Origin of the sequence: Dyella sp., from assembly GCF_035486915.1 — a bacterium.
Taxonomy (GTDB): domain Bacteria; phylum Pseudomonadota; class Gammaproteobacteria; order Xanthomonadales; family Rhodanobacteraceae; genus Dyella_B.
The window spans coordinates 1-9,184 of sequence record NZ_DATHMR010000124.1; the positions used below are offsets into that span (position 1 = coordinate 1).

The 9,184-nt window shown below is 57.8% G+C and carries 8 protein-coding genes; 5 read left to right on the top strand and 3 right to left on the bottom strand.

The window, feature by feature from the left end; all coding sequences use genetic code 11:
- The coding region (locus VK725_RS09525; protein ID WP_325317815.1) for a LysR family transcriptional regulator at positions 1-468 on the bottom strand (468 nt) is incomplete at its 3' end.
- A 197-nt stretch (positions 469-665) separates the two neighbouring features.
- Here VK725_RS09525 and VK725_RS09530 point away from each other — a divergent pair.
- Positions 666-1,640, top strand: coding sequence for an aldo/keto reductase (locus VK725_RS09530; RefSeq protein WP_325317816.1), 975 nt, complete (start codon positions 666-668; stop codon positions 1,638-1,640).
- A gap of 167 nt (positions 1,641-1,807) precedes the next feature.
- Positions 1,808-2,260 (top strand): cupin domain-containing protein, encoded by a 453-nt coding sequence (locus VK725_RS09535; RefSeq protein ID WP_325317817.1) that lies wholly within the window; start codon positions 1,808-1,810, stop codon positions 2,258-2,260.
- Positions 2,261-2,442: 182 nt separating this feature from the next.
- On the opposite strand, the gene VK725_RS09540 is transcribed toward VK725_RS09535, so the two are convergent.
- The gene (locus VK725_RS09540) at positions 2,443-2,736 is read right to left on the bottom strand and encodes a GCG_CRPN prefix-to-repeats domain-containing protein (RefSeq protein WP_325317818.1); all 294 of its coding nucleotides are present in this window, start codon (positions 2,734-2,736) and stop codon (positions 2,443-2,445) included.
- A gap of 616 nt (positions 2,737-3,352) precedes the next feature.
- Between VK725_RS09540 and VK725_RS09545 the strand changes: the two genes are divergently transcribed.
- The gene (locus VK725_RS09545) at positions 3,353-5,224 is read left to right on the top strand and encodes a M61 family peptidase (RefSeq protein WP_325317819.1); all 1,872 of its coding nucleotides are present in this window, start codon (positions 3,353-3,355) and stop codon (positions 5,222-5,224) included.
- Between the two features lie 59 nt (positions 5,225-5,283).
- Here VK725_RS09545 and VK725_RS09550 read toward each other — a convergent pair whose 3' ends face one another.
- Positions 5,284-6,258 carry an alpha/beta hydrolase gene (locus VK725_RS09550; RefSeq protein ID WP_325317820.1) on the bottom strand — a complete coding sequence of 325 codons (975 nt, stop codon included), beginning with the start codon at positions 6,256-6,258 and terminating at the stop codon, positions 5,284-5,286.
- A gap of 200 nt (positions 6,259-6,458) precedes the next feature.
- Here VK725_RS09550 and VK725_RS09555 point away from each other — a divergent pair, with 200 nt between their 5' ends.
- Positions 6,459-6,992: a TetR/AcrR family transcriptional regulator gene (locus VK725_RS09555; RefSeq protein WP_325317821.1), complete on the top strand. Its 534-nt coding sequence runs from the start codon at positions 6,459-6,461 to the stop codon at positions 6,990-6,992.
- Between the two features lie 85 nt (positions 6,993-7,077).
- On the top strand, positions 7,078-8,835 hold the full coding sequence (locus VK725_RS09560; RefSeq protein ID WP_325317822.1) for an aspartyl protease family protein: 1,758 nt from the start codon (positions 7,078-7,080) through the stop codon (positions 8,833-8,835).
- Positions 8,836-9,184 lie beyond the last annotated feature (349 nt).

Below are 9,184 nucleotides of genomic sequence, written 5' to 3' on the forward strand. Positions count from 1 at the left end.
GACGTCCGCGGGTGGTTCGGACAAGGGAAGGAATGCTAGATCGAGTCTGCCGCTGCGCACCTTTTCCAGCAGCAGCGACGCGCCGCCCTGACACAAGCGCACGTCGACGCCTGGATGCTGTGCATGAAATTGTTCGATCAGTGACGGTAGATGGAGAAATGCGGGCAGGCTTTGCATCGAACCGATGTTCAACGTGCCGCGCTTCAGTCCCTGCACGGCAGCGACTGCTTCGCGTGCGTCGTCGACAGCATCGAGTGCGGCTTTGGCTTTGTTGAGGAACACTTTGCCGGCGCTGGTGAGGCTGACCTGGCGCGTGCTTCGCACGACCAGTTGAGCATCCAGTTCGGATTCCAGTTGGCGGATCGAGGTGGATAGCGCCGACTGCACGATGTTTACCCGTCGCGCCGCGCGGGTGAAATGCCTTTCTTCGGCGAGTGCCACGAAGTGCTGTAACTGACGGATTTCCATGGTGCGCCTCGATGCGGCTATTTCATCTAGGAAACAGATCAATTATATCAAAATATTCAATTTGAACGATGGCGTGGGTGGCCCTACGTTGGCTATGTCCCCTCCTCCCCAGAGACATCGCTATGGCTACTAATCCTGCAATTTTCGCTGCGTCGCAGAGCTCGGCGCTTCCTACCCGTCGGTTGGGCCTCACCGACATGACCATCACCCGCGTCGGCTTCGGCGCCTGGGCCATCGGCAGTAATGACTGGGCCTTCGGTTGGGGCTCCCAGGACGACAACGATTCCATTGCGGCGATCCGTCATGCGATCGAGCGCGGCATCAACTGGATCGACACGGCCGCGATTTACGGCCTTGGACATTCCGAAGAAGTGGTGCGCAAAGCGCTCGCCGGATTGCCTGCAGATCAGCGACCGTATGTGTTCACCAAGTGCGGCCTCGTTTGGGATGAAAACAATCGCCAGGCGGCGCCGCGTCAAGTGGGCGCACCTGCCAGCATCCGGCGTGAGATCGACGCATCGTTGAAGCGTCTGGGTGTTGAGCGCATCGATCTTTATCAGATGCATTGGCCGGCTGAAGACGGTACGCCGTTGGAGGCGTATTGGCAGACGCTGCTTGATCTGAAGAAGGAAGGAAAAGTGCGCGCAGTCGGACTTTCCAACCACAACGTGCAACAGCTGCTTGCGGCCGAATCGCTGGGTCACGTCGATACGTTACAGCCGCCGTTCTCGTTGATTCGCCGTGACGTGGGTGGCGCCGAGCTGCAGTGGTGTCACGACTATCAGACGGGCGTGATCGTCTACAGCCCGATGCAGTCGGGTCTGCTTACCGGCAGCTTTAGCGTCGAGCGTGCGAAGGCGTTGCCCAAGGATGATTGGCGTTCGCGCAATGCGGAGTTCACCGGCGACAAGTTGAACGCCAATTTGAAGCTCGCCGATGCGCTGCGCCCGATTGCGAATCGGCATGGCGTGTCGGTCGCCACGGTTGCCGTGGCGTGGACGCTGGCATGGCCTGGCGTGACGGGCGCCATCGTCGGTGCGCGCACGCCTGCGCAGGTCGACGGATGGCTTGCTGCCGCCACATTCCAGCTCTCGCACGACGAGTTGGTGGCGATTGCTGCCGCCATTGGTTCGACCGGTGCGGGTAGCGGCCCGGCGTTGCCGAAAGGCTGATAACACGAGCCCTGTGTCTGCGGGCTTCCTGCGATCCCGATGCGGCATCCGAGCGGTGTGACTGCATCGGGATCTGCCTTAGTTGCACGCGCTTCGATGCAAACATCGCAGTGCGCACACGACGCGAACGGCTCGCAGACTCCGATAAATCGTTTCAGGAAAACAGTATGAACACGATATACAAGCGAGTGTTTTTATCGCTCGTACTTTTCACTCCGTTTGTAGCGTTGGTGCGCGCGCAATCCGTGTCGTCCGCGCATGTCGACGTGCTGGTCAAAAGCGACAAATCGTGGAACGGCAAGCCCTATACGTCTTATCCCAAGGGCACGCCGCAGTTGACGATGCTGAAGATGACTATCCCGCCGAACACCGCGTTGCCATGGCATACGCATCCTGTGCCGAATGCGGGTTACGTGCTTTCCGGGCAGCTGACCATCGAAGACAAGGCCAGCGGCAAGAAGGAAACGTTCAAGTCCGGCCAGGCATTCACCGAATCGGTCGACGATGTCCATCGCGGCGTCAGCGGCGATCAGCCGACGGTGCTGATCATTACGTATTCGGGCACGCCCGGCGTGCCGACCTTCAATCCGGTCAAGGGTGAAAGGCCGGAATATCAATAAGCGAGTTAGTGGGGTGGAGACATAAAAAAGTCAGAGTGCTATTTCCAAATTGGAAACTCACTAGGGCCGCTCTTGTTGAAGCATTGGATGTGCATCCGATCGAGGTTTGTCAGCTAGCCGGAACCAAACTCTTCTCTCGACAGGCACGGCGCGATCGACATCTCGCCGTGCCTATGGAAGCATCAATATACCCATGCGCCATACACCCAGCGGCCGTGAACGGGTGTATCGCGGCAATGGCCGTGCGGTCCGATCCAGTAACCGGGAGGGCACACGCGAGCCGGTACCACGGCAACGACGGGGTAGCCGACGGGATAGCCGATGGGGCGGACCACGACGACGGCCGGTCCGTGGCAGAAGCCCCACCCGTCGCGCCACCGGCCCGGGCCACAGCCTTGGGCCGCATAAGCAGATACCGTCACTAATAGACCGACTGCCACTGCGGCAGCTTTGGATGCAAAACGTAGCTTGGACATGATTTTCTCCCGTGTGGAACGTTGTTTTGTGCGTTGCAGCAGAGTCTGGGCGTGTCCGGGCGGGAAAGAAAATACTGTTTTGCTATACGGGCATAACTGGCGGTTATGCCTTCGGGTTTTCTGTCTTCGTGTTCTGGCTGGCGGCCCGCCGTTTTGCTCGGCTGCGCGGCGGCGGCGGCGTCGCGCGCACGACGCAAGCGGCAAGACATTCGCGTTGCACGCGCAGCGTGCGTTCTCGACAAATCCGTGCGAACAGAAAAACGATAGTTGGGTGCAGCAGGAAGGAACTCGGCGTTGGCTTGTTACTTAAGTCGACCTTAGCGTGGCTTCCAGCACTGTGCGACCTGTCCGGAGGCGGTCATCGTAGGTAGACCTATTGCTTGTCTGAAACGGTCATGGGGCTTACGAAGTCTAGTGTGTGCTCGGTGTTTGCGGTCTTCATATGCTCGTTGGACACTATCTCCGCAACCTCGGCGCAGGACTTGCCTCATGTCGTGGGAAAGCACCAAAACGACGATGGAAGCAAGTGCGGTCACCAGTGAGAAGTAATTCGATTTGCCATAGGCATCGTGGGTTGCGACCGCGCACGCTCTTGTCGGCGGCGGTGTTTGTGTTCATGACTTGCGCCGCCACTGCGCAAGTCGGCGTGGGCCCGATCGCCAAGCCTCAGCCACCTGAGCTGCCCACACCTCAGGATCGTGCTTATAACGGCACCATTGGCTTACACGTCGAAGCCGTCGACACCGAGCATCAGATCTTTACCGTTCACGAGACCATTCCCGTTCAACAGATCGGCGACACCGTGCTGTTGTATCCGCATTGGGAAACGGCAAGTCACGCTCCGACCGCTTCGATATCGGATCTTGCCGGTTTGATGGTGCACGTCGACGGTGTGCGTGTGGATTGGATGCGCGATCCCGTCGACATGTATGCCTTTCACATCGACGTGCCAAAGGGCGCGCGCACGATCACGCTGGACTTCCAGTTTCTTGCAGCATCCAACGCGCATCTGCTGCGTACGGACATGATCGAGTTGCCGTGGCAGCGCGTGTTGCTCTATCCGGCGGGATGGTACGTGCGAGATTTACCGGTCGCGGCGACGCTTGTGTTGCCTCAGGGCCTGACGCCGTTCACTTCCCTGGCGTTCGAGCGAATCGACGATCGAACGTTGCGTTTTCAGCCGGTGACGCTCGAACAACTGGTGGACGCTCCGGTATACGCCGGCCGCTACACGCGCCGCATCGTGCTTAACGATCGCGATGCGAAACCCGTGATGCTGGATCTGCTGGCTGACAGCGCCAAAGATCTCGCCATAACGCCGAGCGAAATCACGCACACGCAGACGCTTGTCGCGCAGACGTTGAAAACGTTCGGCGCTCCGCCGTATCGCCACTACGACGCTATCGTCACGTTGAGCGACGTCCTTTCGCCGGGTGGCGGCACGGAACATCTGGAGGAAGGGGAGAACAATCTTCCCGCCGCGTATGTCGACGCTCCATCGCAGCAGCTCAACAATCGCGATCTGATCGCGCATGAATTTGTGCATGCGTGGAACGGCCGCTCGCACGAGCCTGCCGATCTATGGTCGCCTACGTTCAATCAGCCGGTCGGCGGCTCGTTGCTGTGGGTGTATGAAGGACAAACCGAATTCTGGGGACGCGTTCTCGCGGCGCGTGCAGGTCTGCGCGATACCCAACAAACCTTGGACAAATTGGCGATGGATGCGGCTGTCGTCGCTCATCGCGAAGGGCGCTCCTGGAAAAATCTGCAGGACAGCACCAACGACGCCATTTACATGGCGGGACATCATGTGCCGTGGCGCGACTGGCAGCGACGTGAAGATTATTACCCCGAAGGCGTTTTGCTATGGCTGGATGTCGATGCGCGACTGCGCGAGCTGAGTCACGATACGCGCAGCCTGGATGATTTTGCGCATCGCTTTTTCGATGCCGAAAGAAGCGGTCAGACCACGCAGACGTATACCTTCGAGGACGTCTGCAACGCGCTGAGTGACATCGCACCGGACGATTGGGCAACGTTCTTGCAGCAACATCTTCGCAGCCACGATACGGGCGAGGCGATGGCCGGTTTGGCACGAGCGGGCTGGAAGCTCACGTACAACGACGTTCCCACGGAAACCTTCCGACAGGACGAAGAGGAGGCCGGCGCAAGTAACCTCGACTATTCGATTGGCCTGCAAATCGACACAGATGGCCACATCGCATCGGTGACTTGGAAGGGTCCAGCATTCCAGGCCGGTTTGTCGTCCGGCGCTCACGTCGTGGAAGTCGATGGGCAGCCCTTTTCGACGCAGAAATTGTTGGCCGCCGTGCAGATGTCTGCGACGAAGCCATTGCTTCTGCGCGTGACGATGGACGGAAAAGCGCGCGATGTCGTTATCCCTTATCGAGGAACGTTGCAGTATCCGCATCTCGAACGTATTGCGGGTACGACTGACCGGCTGTCGCAGTTGCTAAAAGCGCGGTGACTCGAACAGGATTCTACGTAACCGAGGCGTGGCCTTTGCCGCGCCCCATTCATCGATCCTTAGGCCGGTATGCGTGCAGCGGAAAGTTTTTCGTCAATGAATGCACCGATGGCTTCCAAAGCCAATGTTGCGGCGTTCAATTTGCCCACGCCGCCGGGAAATCCATGTGGCATGCCCATCCATATATCGAGCTTGGCGTCGACGCCTGCGGCGACCGCTTGCTCAACATATCGGCGCGAGTCATCCAGTAGCACTTCATCATCGCCGACATGAACGCGTAGCGGCGTCAGGTTGGCTAGCTGACTATTGAACAATGGCGATGCCAACGGATGATTGGGTTCCGTGCTTGCCAGGTAGGAACGCGCCAGCTCGGTGACTTGGGACACAACGAAGTAAGGGTCGGCCTCTGCGCGCGTGTCGTAGCTCGCGCCAGAAAGTGTGAGGTCGGTGACCGGTGACATGACCGCTGTCGCAACGAGCTTCACATCGATCGAAATCGCCTGAGTGGCTACGAGCGACGAAAGCACCAACGCCAAATTGCCGCCCGCCGAGTCGCCGGTCACCGCGACGCGGTGAATACCTGCCTTTTCCAATCCGCGATAGCTCGCCTCGACATCATTCACCGCGGCAGGAAAAGGATGTTCCGGAGCCAGCCGGTAGTCGGGAATGAAGGCTTGAGCTTGAGCCTGTGTCGCAATGTGTCCGACCAAATGGCGGAAGGCCTGCGAGGTTCCCCAGTGGAACCAGCCGCCGTGAAGATGAAGGATCGCCTCGTCGGTTCGAAAGTGCTTGGGCCGCACCCAATGTCCTGGAATACCGCCCACGGTGCCAGCTTGGAAAGTCACTTCATCCGGCGGAATAACGCCTTCCATGATGGCGTCGAAGGGGCCTCGGGCCTCAATCCCCCGCAATTTGCCCTTTATGCCGGCGGACATTTCCCGCATGAACTTCGTCGTCTGGGCGTCTTCAGGCGAAAGTGGATGGAGGCGGATGAAATCCTCCGGCACCGCTGAGCTGCGTAGCGCGTTTTGCATGGTGTTCCTCCAGGTGGGCGGCCCTTTTAGGCGTTTATAATTACGTTACGTACCGTAATATAAAATAGCCCGTGGAGGTTGTCCAGCATTTTCTTTTACGGAACGTTTAGGTAATTTGCCCCGTCATGAGCCCTAAGCCCCCAACTCGCGCACGCGTAGGCCGCCCACCCAGCGATGCGGCTGCCTCGCATGCAGCGATCATGGATGCCGTATATGAACTGCTGAAAGAAAAGTCCGCCAGTCAGCTGACGATGGAGGCGGTAGCAAAGCGCGCCAAAGTGGGTAAGCCGACGCTCTATAAGTGGTGGCCGTCCAAGGCGGCACTCATCATGGCGATGTTCCATGAGCGTCTGGCTGGCGAACTGGTAGTCCCACATACCGCGACGGTCGAAGAGACGATTCGCGTAAAAGCGCTTCATCTCATCAAAGAATTCAATGGACTATTCGGCAAGGTCATGGCCGACTTGATCGCCGAAGGTCAAAGCGATCCTTCCATTTTGCGCGAGCTTTTTGAAAGCCACATCAGCGTTCGGCGCGCTGCTTCGGTTGTCGATATCGAGCGCGCCAAAGCAAACGGTGAGCTTGCGTCCAACGTCGACGCCGAATTGCTGATCGATGCCATATTTGGTCCCATTTACTATGGCTTGTTGCTTCGTCATACACCGCTCACTGCAAAATACGGCAACGATTTAATCGATCAGGTGTTTCAAGGAGTGAGAGCCCAGAGCTCTTAGTCCCGGTTCGAAAGATTTCAATCACTTTTAAAGCGCCACACGCGTAGGCGCCAAAAGCCAAGTAAGGCATACAGGGGGAGGGACGATGAGCATGTTGCGTATCTGCGTAGGTGTCGGCGCGTTGTTGCTTGCAAGCCAGACGTGGGCTGAGGGCTGCCACTTGGGGGACTTCGGTACGTTACCGGTGGAAGTGATCAACGGACAACCCACCACCGTGGTGAAGATCAACGGTACTGACACACGCTTTATGCTCGATACCGGCGCCTTCTACAGCATGATGTCGCGCGCCAATGCAGCATCGCTCGGACTTAAGCTGAGACCTCTTCCAGAGGAGGTTCGCATCGGCGGTATCGGCGGCGATACCAGGGCGCAGTACGCACGCGTCAAGGAATTCGGCATCCTTGGTACGACGCTAAGCAATATCGAATTTATTGTGGGCGGCAGCGATACAGGCTACGGATTGATTGGCGCCAACCTGCTTGATTTAGCGGATCTGGAAATCGATTTGGCGCATGGCAAAGTAACGCTCTTCAAACCAGAGAACTGCAAGAAAGTACCGCTGGCTTACTGGTCTAAAGACGGCAACTACGAGGTTGCCGATATTGAGTCATCCGATCAGACATCCAATCGTCAAACCATTGTGGTGGTAACGATCAACGGCAAGAAGTTGCGCGCGATTATCGATTCGGGAGCATCTGCCACCGTCTTAAGCCGTGATGCTGCGGAGCGAATCGGCATCGATCTCAACGGGCCGGATGCAAAACCTGGTATCACCGGCACCGGCATAGGCGCAAAGGCGGTCAAAGCATGGACGGTAGACATCGATGCTTTCTCGGTCGGCACTGAAACCATTCGGCACAGCCAGATGGAGGTGCTCGATGGATCGATGGGGGGGCGCAATATCGACATGCTACTTGGCGCGGATTTTCTTCTCGCCCATCGCATGTACATCGCAAACAGTCAGGATAAAGTTTATTTCACCTATAACGGCGGGCGCGTATTTGCATTAGCAAAAGCACCTAGCGATAGCGAAAATTCCGGTACCAATGGCAAAGGGACGTCGCTGCAGAATGCTGCCGATTATGCGCTGCGTGGCGAGGCGCATTTATCTCGCGGCGAGCCAGGTGCGGCTGTCGCCGATCTGGACGAGGCGATTAACATGGCCCCCGATCAGCCCACTTACTATCTGGCGCGTGCGCGTGCGCATATTGCCCAGAGACAGCTCGATGCTGCGTCGGTCGATCTGGACAAGTCCGTGAGCCTGGACCCGAAGAACATCGATGCGTTGTTGTTGCGCGCAGAAGTTCGCCTCTCGCGCAAAGACATTCCCGGTGCGACGGCAGACGTCAACGCAGCAAGTGTCCTGGCATCCGCAGGATCTCCACAGACGCGCGCCATTGCCAGCTTTTACATCGCACTCGATCAGCCTGCCGCGGCGCTGCCGCTGCTCGACGCGTGGATTCGTGTGCATGACAATGACGTTCTACTCGGCAGCGCACTGAACGAACGCTGTTGGGCGCGCAGTTTGAGCAACCAAATGCTCGACGATGCCTTGAGCGACTGCCGCAAAGCCATCCGACGCGATGGCAAAAATCCAGCGTACCTGGACAGTCTTGGCATGGTGCAACTACGGCTGGGCCACTATCCCGAGTCAATCAGTGCCTACGAGCTGGCTCTTGCCAGCAATGGGCATTCGGCTTGGTCGCACTACGGCCTTGGTTTGGCAAAAATCCGTAGCGGCCAGAAGGACGCTGGCAATACCGATCTCGCTGCGGCGCGCGCGATTAATCCGGATATCGATGCGCAGGCTGCGAAATTTGGTTTGACAACGGCCAGCCCGTAAAGCGGCTCTCTCCGCTTGCTTGTTCAAATGATGATGTCCGCTTTCGGCTGAAATCGCAGCCCAAGGCGGATGTTTTTTCAAAAAAAATAGGGCGATGAATCGCATGTTTATGCGGTAAAAATCTACAGCGTCGCTTGTCGCTTTGCTAAGGCAATGAGATCGAACCGCGGCGACGGTTCGTTCATGGAGAACTGGGAATACTCCCCACCCAACGCAAGAGTGATTGCCCTTCCAAGGAGATGCCCCAGTGAAATGTCCCCCAGCGGTTGGGCGATTGTTGTCCCGAAAAATTGCCATGCTCAGTGTGGTTCTGCTTCTGATGCAGGCCTGGTCGTTACCCTCGCATTCG